This is a genomic window from Actinoplanes sp. CA-051413 (assembly GCF_050955795.1).
In the GTDB taxonomy this organism is placed as follows: Bacteria; Actinomycetota; Actinomycetes; order Mycobacteriales; family Micromonosporaceae; genus Actinoplanes.
Map to the genome: position 1 here is coordinate 3,580,219 of NZ_CP192100.1, position 16,299 is coordinate 3,596,517.

Below are 16,299 nucleotides of genomic sequence, written 5' to 3' on the forward strand. Positions count from 1 at the left end.
TCACTGCCCCGGGGCGATGGACGGCCGCCCGCTCAGCATCACGCTGTGCCCGCGGAACTCGGCGACGGCCTCGCCGGTCGGGCGCCGCACGGTCACGTCGTACACGCCGTTGCGGCCGGCGCGCACCCGTTCGACCGCCTCGGCGAGCAGCTCGTCGTGCACCTCGGCCGGGCGCAGGAACGTGACCTGCGCGTGCTGGGCCACCGCGGCCGGCCCGTGGGTGTTGCTGGCGTACGCGAACGCCGCGTCGGCCAGCAGGAACAGGTATCCGCCGTGGACGGTCCCGTGCCCGTTGGTCATCGTGGCGGTGACCCGCATCCGCATCAGTGCGCGGCCGGGCCCGAGATCGTCGAGCTGGATGCCGAGGTGCTGACAGGTGAGGTCCCGGTGGTACATGGCTGTGGCGATCCGGATCGTGTCCATGGTGAAAAGCGCCCCCGCTCGTGCCGGTGAGATCGAGAGCGAATCTAACTGTGCGGGTACAGCTTCTGACGGGACGTGATCATCCATGGACGGTCACCACTGTCTGGTTCGAGAGCCTTTGTCAGCTACCTTTGGCGTCGTCGGCCAGGCTATGACGCATTAGTCGAAATCACTGACTCGTGATTGTTCGCACCTAACATCCGGATATAGGCGGGATCCGGCGGCCTGTACAGGTTGCCCAGCGGTACCCGGCCAGCGGCGGCAGATCTGTACAGATTGCCTGCTCTCCGCTGGACGCGTTGTGCACCACAGGCCGGTGGCCAAAGCTGGACCGGCGCAGCGACCCCGACGGAGGTAAGTGTGACCGCACCGCCCCGGCTGTTCCTCGGCTTGCTCGACGACGCGGCCATCTTCCCGCCCGGCAACCAGCCCCTTCCGGACGCCGTACGGGCGCACCGGGAGCGCCGCACGTCGCCGCTGGCACCGCTGCTCGGCCCGTTCATCTGCTCCCTGCCCCGCTGGCCGGAGCTCACGACGGCACTGCCCGCCGGATCGCCGCTGCCCGTCTCGCTCACCCTGCCCGGTGGGGCCGCGGACGTTCCCGCCGCGGTCGCCCAGGCGCAGGCGGAACCCCGGGTGGACCTGGTGGCGCTGGAGGTGCCCGCGTCCGCAGCCGGGCTCGCCGAGCTGGTGAACGCGGTCGAGCGGCACGTGCCCCCGGCGGTGCGCACCTACGTCGAACTGCCGTGGGCCGACGTCACCGCCGCGACGGTGGCCACCCTCGCCGCGGCCGGTCTGCGACTCAAGATCCGTACCGGTGGGGTGGTCGCGACCGCCTTCCCCGACGAGCGGCAGCTGTCCGCGGTCCTGGACGCGGCTGTACGCGGCGGCGTCGCCTACAAACTCACCGCGGGCCTGCACGACCCGGTCCGGCACCGCGATCCCGCCACCGGCTTCGAACACCACGGCTACCTCAACGTGCTGCTCGCCACCGGCCGTGCCCTGCAGGGAGCCGACGTCGCCGCCGCGCTGGCCGACCAGGACGGCGTACGCGTGGCCACCGCGATCGCCGGCCTCGACGACTCCCTGGCCGGGCAGATCCGGCAGCACTTCACCAGTTTCGGCACGTGCAGCGTCACCGAGCCGGTCGACGGCCTGCTGCGCCACGGACTTCTCCCGGAGGACCCGCGTTGAGCACCGTCTCCACCCCGTTCGGCGTCGCGACCCTGCCCTACGGGGTGTTCAGCACGGCGCCGGACAGCCGGGCCCGGGTGGGCGTGGCGATCGACGACCTGATCCTGGACCTGGCCGCCGCCGTGCAGCAGTTCGCCCCGGAGCTGGCCCCCGTCGTGGCGGGCCCGTCCCTGGACACCCTGCTGGCCGCCGGACCTGACGCCTGGTCCCAAGTGCGTGCCCTGGTGACCGGCTGGGTCGCCGAGTCCGCCTTCACCGAGCGTTTCAGCCCGCATCTCGTGCCGGCGCGGGACGCCGTCATGCATCTGCCGTTCACGGTGGCCGACTACGTCGACTTCTACGCCTCGGAGCAGCACGCGACCAACCTCGGCCGGATGTTCCGGCCCGGCCAGGACCCGCTGACGCCCAACTGGAAGCATCTGCCGATCGGCTACCACGGCCGCGCCGGCACCGTGGTCGCCTCGGGCACCGACGTCGTCCGCCCCTGCGGCCAGCGCCGCGGCACCGATGGTGAGATCACCTTCGGGCCGTCCCGGCGCCTCGACATCGAGGCCGAGCTGGGCTTCGTCGTCGGCACCCCGTCGTCCCTGGGCCGGCCCGTGCCGCAGACCGCCTTCGCCGACCACGTCTTCGGGATCTGCCTCGTCAACGACTGGTCCGCCCGCGACATCCAGGCCTGGGAGTACGTGCCGCTGGGCCCCTTCCTGGGCAAGTCCTTCGCCACCTCGATCTCACCGTGGGTCGTACCGCTGGCCGCCCTCGCCTCCGCCCGGGTGGCACCGCCGACGCGGACCGTGCCGCTGCTGCCGTACCTCGACGACTCCCGGACGCCGCCGTGGGGGCTGGACGTCCGGCTCGAGGTCCGGCTCAACGGCCACGTCGTCTCCCGCCCGAGCTCCGACGGCATGTACTGGACCGGCGCGCAGATGCTGGCCCACCTGACCGCCAACGGGGCATCGCTGCGCACCGGCGACCTCTACGCCTCCGGCACCATCAGCGGCGAGCGCCCGGACCAGCGGGGCTCACTCATCGAGCTCTCCTGGGGAGGCGCCGAGCCGCTGCGGCTCCCGGACGGCACCACCCGCACCTTCCTCGAGGACGGCGACGAGATCGTGATCAGCGCGAGCGCGCCCGGCCCGGACGGTGCCGTCATCGGGCTCGGCCAGGTCCGCGGCCGCATCCTGCCCGCCACGGATCCGCCGCAGTAGGCCCCTGCCCGGGCCCTGACAGCTATGCCGGATCATCTTCGGCATGGCTGTACTGGTGGAGATCCACATTCCGATGACCGCTGACGGTGAATGGATCGACGACGTCGGTGACTTCATGATCGACCTCGAGGACGAGCTCGGCATCGAGGAGTACGACGACGGCGAGGAGTTCGGCGACGTCTACATCTTCTTCATCGCCGGCGGGAGCGAGCAGAAGCTGCTGGCCGCGGCCTCCCGGGTGGCGAAGCGGGACGGCGTGCCCGCCGGCGCCTTCGCCATGGTGACCGACACCGACGCTCCGCAGTTCGGTATGGGCCGGCGGGTCGACCTTCCCCTGCGGTGACCCGCTGATCCCTCGAGGTCATCCGAACAGGGGACGGCGGCCAGCTGATGATCGACGCTGCGTCATCGTTCCGGCAACTACTCCGTGTAGTCGGCCACTGGTGACCGGCCGGGCAAGATGCGGTAATTAACCCTGAAATCAGCGTGCCGAGAACCGTGCTGTCCCGACGGCGATCACGCGCTGTGCCGGCGGCTCGCTCGCCCTTCAGGAGGCCCTCCGCATGTCGTTCACCGCTCGCCTGCTCGGCGCCGGACTCGCCGCCGCACTGCTCGCCGGCGTCGCCGTCGCGCCGGCCGGACCCGCTCAGGCCGCCACCGCAGACGTGACCAGCGGGCCCGAGGCCGACCGCGTCGACCGCGTGCCGACCCCGGTGCTGCAGTGGTACACCTGCTACGGAAGCGCTCAGTGCGCCACCGTCCGGCTGCCGCTCGACTACGACGAGCCGGACGGCGCGACCGTGCAGATCGCCCTGCTCCGCGTGAAGGCGCGCAAGCAGGCTCAGCGGATCGGCAGCCTGTTCGTCAACCCCGGCGGACCGGGCGGTTCCGGCACCGACATGGCCGCGCTGGCCCCCGCCTTTCTCAGCGACAGCGTCCTGGACCGTTTCGACGTGGTCGGCTTCGACCCGCGCGGCATCGGTGCCAGCGACAACCTCAAGTGCTTCCCCTCGACCCGCGAGCAGGTGCTGACCCAGGCGCCGCTGAACAAGTTCTTCCCGTACGGCGCCGCTGAGGAGGCGAGCTACACCAAGGCGGCCCGCGCGGTCGGGCAGGCCTGCTCCACCACCGGCGCCGCGCTCGCCGGAGCCATGTCCACCGCCGAGGTCGCGCGTGACATGGACGTGCTGCGCCGCGCGGTCGGTGACCCGAAGCTGACCTACCTCGGCTTCAGCTACGGGACCCTGCTCGGTCAGTACTACGCGAACATGTTCCCCGGCCGGGTCCGCGCGCTGGCCCTCGACGGAGTGGTCAACCCGAAGTCCTGGGCCGGTGTGCCGGCGCAGGGCTCCCTGCAGGACAACCGGCTGCGCTCGGCCGACGCCGCCTACCGGGCGCTGCGCACCCTGCTCACCCGGTGTGACCATGCCGGGAAGAAGCGCTGCGTGTTCGCGGCTGGTAACCCGGAGCGGCACTTCGCCGCCGTTGCGCGGTCTCTGCGCGCCAAGCCGCTGCTGCTCGGCCGCGACGAGAACGGCAAGGCGGTACGGCTGACCTACGCCGACTTCATCGGCCTCACGCTGTCCGGCCTGTACTCCGCCGAGGCCGGCGACTTCGTCACCTCTGTTGCCGCCGCGGTCGAGACCCTGCTCGCCGCACCCGCGGGCAAGAGCGCGAAAAAGCGGTCCGTGGCGCGGGCCGAGCTGCGTGCACACCTCTCCCGGGTACGGACACCGGCCCGCGATTTCCCGTACGACAACACGCTGGACGCGTTCAGTGGTGTCATCTGCACCGACGCCGACCACCCCCGCGACACGAGCATGTGGCCCGCACTGACCGCGGCTGAGGACGCCCGTGCCCCGTACTTCGGCCGCGCCTGGGGCTGGGGCACCGTCCCCTGCGCCGGCAACACGTGGACCGTGCGGGACGAGGATGCCTACCGGGGACCGTTCAACCGGACCACCAGCGCGCCGGTGCTGTTCGTCGGCAACTACTGGGACCCGGCGACGAGTTACCGGCAGGCCGAGTCGGCCACCAAGCTGCTGCCGGGCAGCCGCCTGCTGTCCAGCGACAACTGGGGTCACACCGCGTACGGCACCTCGACCTGTGCGACCCGGGCCGTGGACCGCTACCTGCTCGGCGGGACCCTGCCCGCGGCCGGCACCGTCTGCCACTCGCCGATGCAGCCGTTCAAGCGCCGGGTGTCCATGGCCGGTGCCACGGCCCAGGCCGAAGCGAAGCAGCTTCCGCCGGTCGCCGGTCCCTACGCCGCTTCGTCCGCGCTGCCTTTGGAGTACCGACCGTGAGCCCTGACCACCGCGACGTCAGCGTCGTCATCCCGACCCACACCGAGCGGCGCTGGCAGTCCCTGGTCCGTACGGTGCGATCCGCGCGCACCCAGCGGCACACTCCGGCCGAGGTGGTCGTCGTGGTCGACCACAACCCGGCCCTGTTCCGCCGCATCCGGCGCGAACTGCCCGGCATCACCGTGCTGGAGAACGTCTACGCCCGGGGCGCGTCCGGCACCCGCAACACCGGCGCGTTCCACACCGGCACGCCCTTGATCGCGTTCCTCGACGACGACACGGTGGCCTCGCCGGACTGGCTCGGCCGGCTCATGGCGCCGTTCGCCGACCCGGCCGTGGTCGGCGCCGGCGGCGGCATCCTCCCGGCCTGGTCCGGCGAACGGCCCCGGTGGATGCCCGACGAGCTGCTGTGGACGGTCGGCGTCTCCTACACCGGCATGCCGACGGCCACCGCGCCGATCCGCAACGTCTGGTCGGCCAGCATGATGGTCCGGCGCGACGCCTTCACCGCCGTCGGCGGCTTCCGGACCGGCTTCGGCAAACTGGGCGACCGCAACCGGCCCGAGGACACCGAGCTGTGCCTGCGGATGAGCGCCGCGGGCGGCGGGCACTGGATGTACGTGCCGGGCGCGCTGATCGACCACGAGGTGCCCACCGAACGCTCCACGTTCCGGTTCCTGATGCGCCGCTGCTACGCCGAGGGCCGGGGCAAGGTGCAGATGGCGCGGCTGCTGCCCCGCGTCCAGAAACTGGGCGTCGAACGCGACTACGTCCGCCGGATCCTGCCGCGTGCGGTCGTCCGTGGTCTCGTCGCGGCCGGCAACGGCCGGGGAGCCCGCCACGCGTTGCAGGCCGTCACCGTCGTGGCGGCGGTGGCCGCCGCCGGAGTGGGCGGCGGCCTGGAAACCCTGGCCGAGCTCATGCACACCGACTTCGGCGACAACCGCAGCTGACGGCGGACGCACCGTCCCCGGGGCCGGCTGATTGACAATCCCGAAACATGGGGATACATCTATGTGACCGTTAACAACGATGTCGTGTCCTCGCAGCGTCCGGTACGCGCTGCGGCCGCAGCCACGCGAAAGGCACATCATGCGTTCCTGGTCACCGCGCGCCTCCATGCTCAAGATCCGCACCGCCGGGGCGGCCGCGGCGCTCGTCGCCGCGACACTGTTCGGCCTGCCCGGACCCGCCCGGGCGGCGGGCACCCTGCCCTGCGACATCTACGCCGGGGGCGGCGCGCCGTGCGTCGCCGCGCACAGCACCACCCGCGCGTTGTTCGGTTCCTACAACGGCGCGCTGTACCAGGTGCGCCGCTGGTCGGACGGCGCCACCACCAATGTCGGCGTGCTCAGCGCCGGCGGCTACGCGAACGCGTCCACGCAGGACTCCTTCTGCTCGGGCACCTACTGCACGATCGTGCGCATCTACGACCAGACGACGCGGCACAACGACCTGACGATCGCTCCCGGCGGCGGCGCCAATCCGACCGCTGACCAGGGCGCGAACGCCGCGGCCCTGCCCGTCACGGCGGGCGGGCACAAGGTCTACGGCGTCTACATCTCCGCCGGCAACGGCTACCGCAACAACGCGACGAACGGTGTCGCGACCGGCAGCCAGCCCGAGGGCATGTACATGGTCACCGAGGGCACCCATTTCAACGACCGGTGCTGCTTCGACTACGGCAACGCCGAGACCAACAACCTGGACACCGGCAACGGTGACATGGACGCGATCTACTTCGGCACGCTGTGCTGGTTCTCGCCGTGCGCGGGTGGACCACGAGTGGCCGCGGACCTGGAGAACGGGCTGTTCGCCGGGGGCAACGGCTCCTGGACGGCGAACACCGGACGCGGCACCCCGTTCGTGACCGCGGTGCTCAAGAACAACGGCACGTCCACGTACGCCATCAAGGACGGCAACGCGCAGTCCGGCGGCCTGGCGACCCGGTACGACGGAGCGCTGCCGAGTCAGGCGGGCTACCGGCCGATGACCAAGCAGGGCGCGATCATCCTCGGTATCGGCGGGGACAACAGCAACGGCTCCGTCGGATCCTTCTTCGAGGGCGTCATGACCAGCGGTTATCCGAGCGACGCCACCGAGAACGCCGTGCAGGCGAACATCGTCTCCGTCGGCTACGGCAAGAACGTCAGCTTCCCCGCTAACGGCGGCACCTACCGCCTCACCAACCTGGCCAGCGGCAAGGTCCTCGACGCGGTGAACTGCGGCACGGCCAACGGCACGGCGGTCGACCAGTGGCAGTCACTGGGCAACACGTGCCAGCAGTGGCGCTTCGCCAACGTCGGCGCCAACAAGTGGACGATCACCAACGTCAACGCCGGCAAGGTGCTCGACGCGGTCAACTGCGGCCAGGCGCTCGGCACCGCCGTCAACCTGTGGCAGCCGCTCGGCAACCTGTGCCAGCAATGGGCGGTCATCCCGGCGGGCAACGGCCGCTACGAACTCGTGGTCGAGAACAGCGGCATGGTGCTCGACGACGTCAACTGCGGTACGGCCAACGGCACCAGGGTCGACCTCTGGATGTGGCTGAACAACACGTGCCAGCTCTGGTCCATCGCACCCTAGGCAAGGCCGGCCGGGCGGTGGCGCCCTTCGCTCAGCTCAGCGAGGGAACGGCGGCAGCGCCCGGCTGTCGAGCCACGCGGCGAACAGGCCGTCCAGCGGCTCGCGGGCGAAGCGCTGCGCGTGCGCCCGGAACTGCTCGGTCGTCACCGTCGCGTGCCGGTGCTCGGCGACCCAGGCGCGCAGCATCGTGAAGAACGGCTCCTCGCCGATCCGTTTGCGCAGGGCGTGCACCGTGAGGGCCCCGCGCTTGTAGACCAGCGGGTCGAACATCCGGTCGATGCCCGGGTCGGCCACGATGACGTCCCGGGGGCGGGCCGCGATCCGCTCGTACCACTGCGCGGCCAGGGCCTCGGCCGGCAGGTCGCCGGCGACGCCGGCCCACAGCCATTCCGCGTACGTGGCGAAGCCCTCGTTGAGCCAGATGTGGCGCCAGTCGGCCACCGTGAGGCTGTTGCCGAACCACTGGTGGGCCAGCTCGTGCGCGACGAGCCGTTCGTGCGTGCGCCGCCCGTCCAGGTGGTTGCGGCCGAAGATCGCCATGCCCTGCGCCTCGACCGGGTCGTCGAGGTCGTCGTCGGCGACCACGACGACGTACTCGCGGAACGGGTACGGCCCGAACAGCCGCTGCATCGCCGCCATGATCTGACCGTGCCGGCCGAGGTCGTGGGCGGCGTTGGCGCGCAGCGCGGCCGGGATCGCGGCGCGCTGCACCACGTCGCCGGCGGCCAGCTCGATCAGCTCGTAGCGGCCGATCTGGACGCTCATCAGGTACGGCGAGGTCGGCTCGGACCGCTCGTACACCCACGTGGTGCTGCCCGCGCCGCGCCGCCGGGACACGGGATCGCCGGTCACCAGCACCGTGTACGGCGAGGGGGCCGTGACCGCCACCCGGAAGGTGGCCTTGGCCCCGGGCTGGTCGTCGCACGGGAACCAGGACGGGGAGCCGTTCGGCTGGCTCGCCACCAGCACCCCGTCGGTGAGCTCGTCCCACCCGAGGTCACCCCAGCGGCCGGAGATCGGCACCGGCTTGCCCGCGTACCGGATCTCGACCCGGAAGGTGTCCCAGGCGCCGATCGGGCGCTCGGGTCTGATCTGCAGCTTGTCCGGCCGGTGGGTGTACTTCACCCGGCGGCCGTCGACCCGGACGTCCTGCACCTGGAGGCGGCCCAGGTCGAGGGTGAACCGCGACAACGGCTGCTCGGCGATCGCGGTGACGACCGCCCGGCCGGCGAGCCGGTTGGACACGACCCGGTAGTCGAGGTCGAGGTCGTAGTGCAGGACCCGGTAGCCGCCGTTGCCGTGCCCGGGCAGGTACGAGTCGCTGGAGTGGTCGGCGCCGGGCGTGGCACCACGGGACCCCGGCGCCGGGGTCACGGCCGGCGGGCGGCCGGGGCCGGCCAGGTCGCGATCGGGTTGCCCCGCCACCGGCTGTCGTCCGGCACGGCGTCGCCGCGGGTCACCAGCGAGCCGGGGCCGATGGTGGTGCGGGCGCCGATGCTCGCGCCGGGCAGCACGATGCCGTGCGGGCCCAGGGCGGCTCCCGCGCCCAGTGTCACCTCGTCCATGCTCATCACCCGATCATGGAACAGGTGGGTCTGCACGACACAGCCGCGGTTCACCGTGGCGCCGTCACCCAGGGTGACCAGGTCGTACTCGGGCAGCCAGTAGGTCTCCAGCCAGACGCCGCGGCCGATCTTCGCCCCGAGCGTGCGCAGCCAGGCGGTGAGCAGCGGCGTGCCGGTCGCGAAGCGGACCAGCCACGGCGCCGCGAGGACCTCGACGAACGTGTCGGCGAGCTCGTTGCGCCACACGAAGGAGGTCCACAGCGCGCGCTCGGCGACCCGGAACCGCCCGACCAGCAGCCACTTCGCGGCCGTCGCGGTCGCGGCGGCGACGATCGCCGCACCCAGCAGCACCGGTCCGGCGGCGAGCGCGGCGACCCACAGCCCGTAGACCTGCCAGACGAACGCAAGCGCGGCCAGGACGCCGACGGCCAGGACGGCGGCGCACATCACCGGGATGATGCGGCACAACTCGATCGCGGCCCGGGCCAGCTTGAGCCGGGCCGGCGGGTCGAAGGTGCGGCTGGTGTCGGCCGCCTCGACGGTACGGCGCAACGGCATCGGCGGTGCACCCAGCCACGACGTGCCCTTCTTCGCCTTGCGCGGGGCCGACGACAGCACGCCGACGAGTCCCCGCTTGGGCACCGAACGGCCGGGTGCGGCCATCCCGGAGTTGCCGAGGAACGCCTGCTTGCCGATCCGGGCCGGAGCGACCCGCAGCCACCCGTGGCTCAGCTCGTACGTGGCCACCATGGTGTCGTCGGCCAGGAAGGCCCCGTCGGCCACCGTGGTCATCGCCGGCAGCGCGAGCACGGTGGAGGCCTCCACGCCGCGCCCGACCTTCGCGCCCAGCAGCCGCAGCCACACCGGCGTGAACAGGCTGGCGTAGAGCGGGAACAGCCCTACCCGGGCCATCCCCATCAGCCGCTCGGTCGTCCACACCTGCCACGCCACCCGGCCCTGCACGGGGTGGTATCCGGCGCGCAGGCCGATGCTCAGCGCCCGGACGGCGACGAGCACCAGCAGCGCATAGCCCACGACGTAGGCCACCGTGCCCACCGCGACGGCGGCCAGCACTGTGCCGACGGCCGGGCGCACGGTCACCGTCCAGCCGAGCAGGACGAGCCCCGGCAGGGCGGCCACCACGGGCACCAGTCCCAGCAACTGCGCGGTGATGCCGTACGCGGCAGTCCAGAAACGGGACGCCACTCGCGAGCGCGGCGGACGATGGGCCGGCCAGGCGGCCGGGTCCTTGGCAGCGGGTGCAGCCGGCGAGCCGGCCCAGCGCTGGTTCGCCGGTACGGCACCGGCCACGGTCGAGCCCGCGGCGATCCGTGCGCCCTTGCCGATCCGGGCGCCGGGCATCAGCGTGCTGCGGGATCCGACCCGGGCGCCCGCGCCGACGCGCACCTTGCCGATATGGACGACGTCGCCGTCGATCCAGTGGCCTGACAGGTCGACCTCCGGCTCGATCGCCGCGCCCCGGCCGAGCTTCAGCAGGCCGGTGACCGGCGGCGCGGAGTGCAGGTCGACATCGGGACCGAGCTGCGCGCCGAGCGCCCGGGCGTAGGTGATCATCCAGGAGGCTCCGGCCACGCTGGTGGCGCCGGACAGCTCCGCGAGCCGTTCGGCGGCCCACAGCCGCAGGTGCACGCGGCCACCGCGCGGGTAGCTGCCGGGGCGTACGCCGCGCAGCAGCAGCCGGGCTCCCGTGGCGGCCACGGCGATCCGGCCGAGCGGGCTGAACAGCAGCGCCCAGCCCAGCGCCACCCACCACCACGACACGACCGGCGTCCAGGACGCCGGGGCCAGCAACGCCAGGACGTTGCCGAGGGCGGCCAGCACGGTCAGCCAGCGCAGCCCGACCAGCGCCAGCATCGGGACCATCAGCACGGCCTGGACCAGCCCGGCGCGCCGCGGTGTCGGCCGGACGTCCCGGCGGGTCGCCGCGGTGGTGTCGAGCGCGTCCAGCACCGCGGCCAGCCGTGACAGCCGCGGGTGCAGGTAGATGTCGGCCACCGAGACCCGCGGGTGCCGCCGGCGGATCCACGCCACCAGCTGCGCCGCGTTCAGGCTGCCGCCGCCGTGGTTGAAGAAGTCGGCGTCCGCCTCGGTGGGACGCACGCCGAGGATCTCGGCCCAGCCGCCGGCGAGCCACTCCTCGGTCGCGGTCAGCTCACCGGCCGCGTCCTCGGCGACGGCCAGCGGCCAGGGCAGCGCGGCCCGGTCCACCTTGCCGGACGTACGGGTCGGCAACGCGTCCACCACGGCCAGCAGCGGCACGAGCGCGGCCGGTAGCTGCTCACGGATGCGCAGCGCCGCGGCGGCAGCGTCGAAGTCGGCACCGTCGGCCGGCACCACGTACCCGACCAGCAGTTGATTGCCCGCAGCGGTCCGCTGCACCGCCGCGGCCGCCCCGGCGACCCCGGGCAGCGCCTGCAGCGCGGCGTCGACCTCGCCCAGCTCGATCCGGCGCCCGCCCAGCTTGACCTGCTCGTCGCCCCGGCCGACGAACAGCAGCCCCTCGGGCTCGGCCCGGACGATGTCCCCGCTGCGGTACGCCCGCTCCCAGCCCAGCGACGGCAGGGACGCGAACTTCTCGGCGTCCTTGGCGGCGTCCAGGTAGCGGGCCAGACCCACCCCGCCGATCACCAGCTCGCCGGTCTCACCCATCGCCACCGGGTCGCCGGCGCTGTCGACCACCGCGAGCTCCCAGCCGGCCAGCGGCAGCCCGATGCGCACCGGTCCGTCGCCGGTCATCCGCGCGGCGCAGGCCACCACGGTCGCCTCGGTCGGCCCGTAGGTGTTCCAGACCTCGCGGCCCTCGACGGCCAGGCGCTGCGCGAGCTCGGGCGGGCAGGCCTCCCCGCCGAAGATCAGCAGCCGTACCTCCTCCAGCGCCTCGACCGGCCACAGCGCGGCGAGCGTCGGCACCGTCGACACCACGGTGATGCGCTGCTCGGCGAGCCACGGGCCGAGGTCGACGCCGCTGCGCACCAGCGACCGCTCGGCCGGCACCAGGCAGGCGCCGTGCCGCCAGGCCAGCCACATCTCCTCGCAGGACGCGTCGAACGCCACGGAAAGCCCGGCCAGCACCCGGTCCTGCGGGCCGATCGCCTCGCTGACCTCGCCGGCGAGGAACAACCGCGCCTCCGCGTCGACGAAGGCCGCCGCGGCGCCGTGGCTGACCGCGACCCCCTTCGGGGTGCCGGTCGAGCCCGAGGTGAAGATGATCCAGGCGTCGTCGTCCGGTCCGGGCCGGGCGGAGCGGCCCTCGGGGGTACGGCGCAGCGAGACGCTCAGCCCGTCACCGAGCACCGCGCAGACACCCGCCTCGCCGAAGACGAGCTCGGCGCGTTCCTCGGGATCGTCGGCGTCGACCGGCACGTAGGCGGCACCGGCCGCGAGCACGCCGAGGATCGCCAGGTACAGCTCGGCCGTGCCGGACGAGATCCGTACGCCGACCCGGTCACCGGCGCCGATCCCGTGCCCGTTCAGCGTCACCCGGACGGCCTCGACCTCATCGGCCAGCTCGCGGTACGTCAGCGCGGTGGTGCCGTTGTCGAGCGCGCGGGCGCCCGGGTGCGCGCGCACGGTGTCGTCGAAGATGTCGACCAGGGTGCGGGTGGCCGGCGCCGACGGGGAACGGAACACCGCCGGGGGCACCGGTGCGACGATCGGAGCGAGCGTGACCAGCTGCGGTTCGGTCGTCACGGTCACCGGGCGTGCACCATCTTCACCTCGAGGGTCGGCGTCAACCAGGCGTGCGGCATACGGACCCGCCCTGGGCAGCCCTCAACGCTACGTCGTCGCAACGCGAAACAACGGGCATACCAGCGGATCCGTGGCCACCACCACACCTGCCGTGGCCGAGTTCACGGGGTATCGTCCAGCGCGATGAAGGCGCCGCTGCGATCCACTGACCCCCAGTTCCTCGGTGGCTACCGTCTGCTGGCCCGGCTCGGGCAGGGCGGCATGGGCACCGTTTATCTCGCCGAGGACCGGCACGAGCGGCTGGTGGCGATCAAGGTCGTCAAGCCCGAGCTGGCGTACGAGGAGGAGTTCCGCGCCCGCTTCCGCAGCGAGGTCAACCGGGCCCGCCAGGTGCCGCCGTTCTGCACCGCCGAGCTGCTCGACGCCGACGCCGACCACGAGACGCCCTACCTCGTCGTCGAGTACGTGGACGGTCCCAGCCTCGCCGAGGTGGTCGCCGAGCAGGGCCCGCTGACCGGCGGCAGCCTGTACAGCGTGGCGGTCGGCGTGGCCACCGCACTGGCCGCCATCCACGGCGCCGGCGTCATCCACCGCGATCTGAAACCGGCCAATGTGCTCTTCGCGCTGGGCACCCCGAAGGTCATCGACTTCGGCATCGCCCGCGCCTTCGAGGCGACCAGCCAGCACACGGGCACCGATCAGATGGTGGGCACGGTCGCGTACATGGCGCCGGAGCGCTTCGACAGCGACTCGAGCCGGATCGGGCCGGCCGCGGACGTCTTCGCGTGGGGCGTGGTCGTCACGTTCGCGGGCACCGGACGCACGCCCTTCGGCGGCGACAGCGCGGCCGCGACGGCCGGCGCGATCCTGACCCGGCCGCCGCACCTGGAGGGTCTGCCCGCGCCGCTGCGCGACCTGGTCGCGCGGACCCTGGAGAAGGAGCCGGAGCTGCGGCCGACGGCGTTCGAGCTGCTCGACGAGCTGGTCGCGGTCGGCGCGCCGACCACCGTCAACCTGGCCGGCCGCCCGGCGCTGGCCCAGGCGGCCCAGGCTGCGCGGCAGGCCGGACGCCGACCGGTCGCCGGCCGCGACAGCGGGACATCGGTACGGCGGTGGCGGCGCACCGCGCCCGTACTGGCGGCCGCGGCTGTCGTCGCCCTCGGCGCGCTCGCCTTCAGCCCGGTCCGGCAGCTCCTGCCCGGTCAGGCAGCGGAGGACTCGGCGGCCGGCCCCTCGTCGGTTCTCGATCCGGGCGCGGGGGCACTGCCCGTGCCGAGCGACAGCACGCCGTCCAGGAACGACGTCTCACCCAGTACGGGCCCGGCGCCGGCCACCGATCCGACCTCTCGCCGCGCCGAAGGCGACCCCACCGACGAACCGCAGGCGGCGCCGACCCTGCGCAAGACGCCGCAGGCCGGCCGGTGCAGCGACGGTGACCTGGAGATCGCGATCACCGCGCAGAGCGACGACCCGACCGTGGTGGGGCCCCAGCGCGGGCTCGTCACGCTCGCCAACAACTCCGATACCGCGTGCCGGGTCGACGGCCGCGTGTTCGTCAGCCTCTACAACGCCGCCGACGAACGGGTGCAGCTGCCGACCGCCGCCGTCGACGAGCCGGGGGAGTCCGCCGCCATCCTGCTCCGCCCGGGCACCGGGGCGTTCCAGGGCATCAAGTGGGAGGCCTGCGACCGGGACGACTCGAACTGCCCGACCGGCAACACGCTGCGCGGCAGTCTCACCTCGTCGAAGCGGGGCGTGGTGATGACCCAGGAGAACTTCCCCGATCAAAGCCGCAGCCTCCTCACCATGAAGTCGCTGAAGCTCGGCACCATCCAGCCGAGCACTCAGGGCGTCGTCGCCTGGTAGCTCCGGCCGTACGCCTCCAGCAGGCGCAACCAGACCTCACTGACCGTCGGGTACGCGGGAACGGCGTGCCACAGCCGGTCCAGCGGGACCTCGCCGACGACTGCGATCGTCGCGGCGTGCAGCAGCTCGGCGACGTCCGGGCCGGCGAGCGTGCAGCCGGCGATCACCTGCCGGTCCTCGTCGACGACCAGCCGGGCGTGCCCGGTGTATCCGTCGGCGTGCAGGGCGGAGCCGGCGACCGCGGCCAGGTCGTAGTCGACGACGCGGATCCGGAGTCCGGCGGCTTCGGCGGCGGCAGCGGTCAGCCCCACCGACGCGACCTCGGGGTCGGTGAAGACCACCTGCGGCACCGCACGCTCGTCGGCCGTGGCCACGTGCCGTCCCCACGGACCGTCCTGGACCGGTTCGCCCTTCGCGCGCGCCACGATGACGTCGCCCGCGGCGCGCGCCTGGTACTTGCCCTGGTGGGTCAGCAGCGCGCGGTGGTTGACGTCACCGGCGGCGTACAGCCAGCCGTCGCCGGCCGGTGTCCCGTCCGCGCCGAGGACCCGCAACGTGTCGTCGACCGTGAGCCAGGCGCCGGGCTTGAGGCCGATCCGGTCGAGTCCGATGTCGAGCGTGTTCGGCGTACGGCCGACCGCGACCAGCAGCTCGTCGGCCTCGACCTGCTCGCCGTCGGTGAGCGTCAGCCGTACCGTGCCGTTGCTGTCGCGGGTCACCGACGCGGCCTCGGCGCCGGGCCGGACCGATACGCCGGCGTCCCGCAACGACGTCGTGACGAGCTCACCGGCGAACGGCTCGGCCTGCGGCAGCACACCGTCGCGGGCCAGCACCGTCACAGCGGAGCCGAGGCTCGCGAAGGCGGTCGCCATCTCCGACGCCACCACGCCACCGCCGATGACGGCGAGCCGAGCCGGAACCGCCTTCGCCGCGGCGGCCTCCCGGCTCGTCCAGGGTGCAGCCTCCCGCAGACCGGCGATGTCCGGGACCAGGGCGCTGCTGCCGGTCGCGACGACAACCGCGTGCCGGGCGGTGAGCGTCGTCGTGGCACCGTCCGGCCCGGTCACCTCGACGATCCGCTCGGAGCTGATCCGGCCCTGGCCGCGGTGCAACGCTATGCCGGCCGAGCCGAGCCACGACACCTGTCCGTCGTCCGCCCAGTTCGAGGCGAAGGAGTCCCGCCGGCGCAGCACGGCGGCCACGTCCAGCCCGCCGGTCACCGCCTCGCGGGCGCCGGGCACCTGCCGGGCCGCCCGGAGCGCGGCCGCGCTGCGCAGCAACGCCTTCGTCGGCATGCACGCCCAGTAGGAGCACTCACCGCCGACCAGTTCCCGCTCCACGACGGCCGCGGTCAGGCCGCCCCGCACGACCCGGTCGGCCACGTTCTCACCGACCGGTCCGGCCCCGATGACGATGACGTCGTACGTCATGTCGGTCATG

Annotated in this window: 11 protein-coding genes; 7 read left to right on the plus strand and 4 right to left on the minus strand. The window is 72.9% G+C overall.

From position 1 onward, the window contains the following. On the minus strand, window positions 1-423 hold the full coding sequence (gene paaI, locus ACQP2Y_RS16690; RefSeq protein WP_433729144.1) for a hydroxyphenylacetyl-CoA thioesterase PaaI: 423 nt from the start codon (window positions 421-423) through the stop codon (window positions 1-3). A gap of 360 nt (window positions 424-783) precedes the next feature. Here paaI and ACQP2Y_RS16695 point away from each other — a divergent pair, with 360 nt between their 5' ends. The 6 genes from ACQP2Y_RS16695 to ACQP2Y_RS16720 all read left to right on the plus strand — a co-directional run bounded on the left by ACQP2Y_RS16695 (window position 784) and on the right by ACQP2Y_RS16720 (window position 7,717). After that, entirely contained in the window at window positions 784-1,617 is an 834-nt protein-coding gene (locus tag ACQP2Y_RS16695; protein ID WP_433729146.1) for a hypothetical protein, read from the plus strand. Further along, the gene (gene fahA, locus ACQP2Y_RS16700) at window positions 1,614-2,825 is read left to right on the plus strand and encodes a fumarylacetoacetase (protein ID WP_433729148.1); all 1,212 of its coding nucleotides are present in this window, start codon (window positions 1,614-1,616) and stop codon (window positions 2,823-2,825) included. Before ACQP2Y_RS16695 ends, fahA begins: the two co-directional genes overlap by 4 nt. A gap of 43 nt (window positions 2,826-2,868) precedes the next feature. Further along, window positions 2,869-3,168 (plus strand): hypothetical protein, encoded by a 300-nt coding sequence (locus tag ACQP2Y_RS16705; protein WP_433729150.1) that lies wholly within the window; start codon window positions 2,869-2,871, stop codon window positions 3,166-3,168. Between the two features lie 220 nt (window positions 3,169-3,388). Further along, on the plus strand, window positions 3,389-5,131 hold the full coding sequence (locus tag ACQP2Y_RS16710; RefSeq protein WP_433729152.1) for an alpha/beta hydrolase: 1,743 nt from the start codon (window positions 3,389-3,391) through the stop codon (window positions 5,129-5,131). Then, window positions 5,128-6,084 (plus strand): glycosyltransferase family 2 protein, encoded by a 957-nt coding sequence (locus ACQP2Y_RS16715; protein ID WP_433729154.1) that lies wholly within the window; start codon window positions 5,128-5,130, stop codon window positions 6,082-6,084. Before ACQP2Y_RS16710 ends, ACQP2Y_RS16715 begins: the two co-directional genes overlap by 4 nt. A 139-nt stretch (window positions 6,085-6,223) precedes the next feature. Further along, window positions 6,224-7,717 (plus strand): arabinofuranosidase catalytic domain-containing protein, encoded by a 1,494-nt coding sequence (locus tag ACQP2Y_RS16720; protein ID WP_433729156.1) that lies wholly within the window; start codon window positions 6,224-6,226, stop codon window positions 7,715-7,717. Window positions 7,718-7,753: 36 nt separating this feature from the next. Here the strand turns inward: ACQP2Y_RS16720 and ACQP2Y_RS16725 are convergent, their stop codons facing one another. Continuing rightward, window positions 7,754-9,142: a M1 family metallopeptidase gene (locus tag ACQP2Y_RS16725; RefSeq protein WP_433729158.1), complete on the minus strand. Its 1,389-nt coding sequence runs from the start codon at window positions 9,140-9,142 to the stop codon at window positions 7,754-7,756. Further along, a complete protein-coding gene (locus ACQP2Y_RS16730; RefSeq protein WP_433729160.1) occupies window positions 9,088-12,999 on the minus strand; it encodes a Pls/PosA family non-ribosomal peptide synthetase in 3,912 nt (1,303 codons plus the stop codon). The genes ACQP2Y_RS16725 and ACQP2Y_RS16730 overlap by 55 nt, the downstream gene beginning before the upstream one ends. Window positions 13,000-13,176: 177 nt before the next feature. Here ACQP2Y_RS16730 and ACQP2Y_RS16735 point away from each other — a divergent pair, with 177 nt between their 5' ends. Then, on the plus strand, window positions 13,177-14,859 hold the full coding sequence (locus ACQP2Y_RS16735) for a serine/threonine protein kinase (RefSeq protein WP_433729162.1): 1,683 nt from the start codon (window positions 13,177-13,179) through the stop codon (window positions 14,857-14,859). Here ACQP2Y_RS16735 and ACQP2Y_RS16740 read toward each other — a convergent pair. Then, window positions 14,838-16,298 (minus strand): dihydrolipoyl dehydrogenase family protein, encoded by a 1,461-nt coding sequence (locus tag ACQP2Y_RS16740; protein WP_433729164.1) that lies wholly within the window; start codon window positions 16,296-16,298, stop codon window positions 14,838-14,840. The genes ACQP2Y_RS16735 and ACQP2Y_RS16740 overlap by 22 nt on opposite strands. Window position 16,299: the final 1 nt, after the last annotated feature.

What these genes read in the sequence shown, in the direction of transcription:
- ACQP2Y_RS16735 (WP_433729162.1), top strand. Translation starts at nt 13,177, where the DNA reads ATGAAGGCGCCGCTGCGATCCACTGACCCCCAGTTCCTCGGTGGCTAC.
- ACQP2Y_RS16720 (WP_433729156.1), top strand. Translation starts at nt 6,224, where the DNA reads ATGCGTTCCTGGTCACCGCGCGCCTCCATGCTCAAGATCCGCACCGCC.
- ACQP2Y_RS16710 (WP_433729152.1), top strand. Translation starts at nt 3,389, where the DNA reads ATGTCGTTCACCGCTCGCCTGCTCGGCGCCGGACTCGCCGCCGCACTG.
- paaI (WP_433729144.1), bottom strand. Translation starts at nt 423, where the DNA reads ATGGACACGATCCGGATCGCCACAGCCATGTACCACCGGGACCTCACC.
- ACQP2Y_RS16705 (WP_433729150.1), top strand. Translation starts at nt 2,869, where the DNA reads ATGGCTGTACTGGTGGAGATCCACATTCCGATGACCGCTGACGGTGAA.
- ACQP2Y_RS16740 (WP_433729164.1), bottom strand. Translation starts at nt 16,298, where the DNA reads ATGACCGACATGACGTACGACGTCATCGTCATCGGGGCCGGACCGGTC.